This is a genomic window from Peribacillus sp. NPDC056705 (genome assembly GCF_043656335.1).
Window position 1 is genome coordinate 1 of sequence record NZ_JBHTYI010000197.1, and the last position, 1,352, is coordinate 1,352.

Sequence of the window (1,352 nt, forward strand, 5' to 3'; positions counted from 1 at the left end):
GAGCCTTACTATATACTAACCTCCGATCAACAACTCGCTCGTAAACCAAGCATATCCCTGGTCGACATGAAGCCGTATCCGCTAATTCTGCCCAGCACCGAGGGCTTAGGCGTCCATTACACGATTCAGATGGCTTTCTCCGAACAAAATATGGAGCCGCATGTTGTGGCCGAATGCTCGGATATTACATTGCTGCTCCGATTGGTAGCTTCCCATTTCGGCGTGGCTATCGTTCCGGAGACGCTGGTCAAGCATCCCTTCTTGCCCGAACACATCCAGGCCATTCGCATTAAAGACATCCCAGCCACAGCATCGACCGCCCTCATCTGGTTGAAGGATCAGCATATCTCCAGAACAGCCATTAACTTTATCAACCTGCTGACGAATACCCGATAAAAGCTTTAATACGGCACAGCCCCAAAAAAAGAGAACAAAGCTGCAAGAGCTCTGTTCTCTGTCACTCGTAGATCAAATTCCGTCGTTCCGGGCTATCTCCCTCGATATAATGTACTCACCGCATCCGCTCGTACCTGCTTCTGGCCTTGAGAATGGAGATATAACTCCTCATAATAGCCATGCGCGTCCAGCAATTGCTGATGTGTTCCCTGCTCGACGATCTGCCCCTTGCTCATCACGAGAATCCGATCCGCCCCCATGATCGTGGATAATCGATGCGCGATAACGAGTGTCGTCCGTCCTTGCGCAACCAGATGCAGCGCATCCTGTATCAGCTGCTCCGTATGCGAATCGAGATTGGCCGTTGCCTCATCCAGGATGAGGATTTTGGGCGCAAAGACGATGATTCTGGCGAAGGAGATCAGCTGTCGTTCTCCGGCAGACAACCCGCTGCCCCGCTCCGACAACCGGGTATCATAACCTTCCTTCAGCCGCTTAATAATCGAATCTGCGCCGATAAAGCGGCAGGCCTCGACCACTCGTTCCCTCGATATAGTCTCATCGAACAATCGCACATTATCCAGTACGGTGCCGGAATACAAGTAGGGCTCCTGCTGCACAAGACCAACAATCCGATGCAGATCCGGCTGAGCCAAAGTTCTGATATCATGCCCATCGATCTGTATGCTGCCCTTATCCACGTCATAGAAACGGCAGAGCAGACTAATCAGCGAGCTCTTGCCTGCCCCGGTCGTACCGACGATGCCAATCATCTCGCCTGGCTTGACGTGAAGATCCAATCCCTTAATGACCGGCTCCCCTCCTTCATAACCGAATGTGATCTGATTGAAATCGATTCGGCCCTCGACGCTGGCTTTAACGACCTCCACGGGCTGCGGTTGGTCCTGAATCTCAGGATTGATGGCAAAGATTCCCCATACGCGATTAATCGCCAC

General features: G+C 52.1%; 2 protein-coding genes. One reads left to right on the forward strand and one right to left on the reverse strand.

Annotated features, from left to right (window positions below; translation table 11 throughout):
* Positions 1–396: LysR family transcriptional regulator substrate-binding protein (locus tag ACFRAK_RS28880; RefSeq protein ID WP_394573177.1), on the forward strand; the 396-nt coding region annotated here is incomplete at its 5' end.
* Between the two features lie 92 nt (positions 397–488).
* Here ACFRAK_RS28880 and ACFRAK_RS28885 read toward each other — a convergent pair.
* On the reverse strand, positions 489–1,352 hold an 864-nt coding region (locus ACFRAK_RS28885; RefSeq protein ID WP_394573178.1), incomplete at its 5' end, for an ABC transporter ATP-binding protein.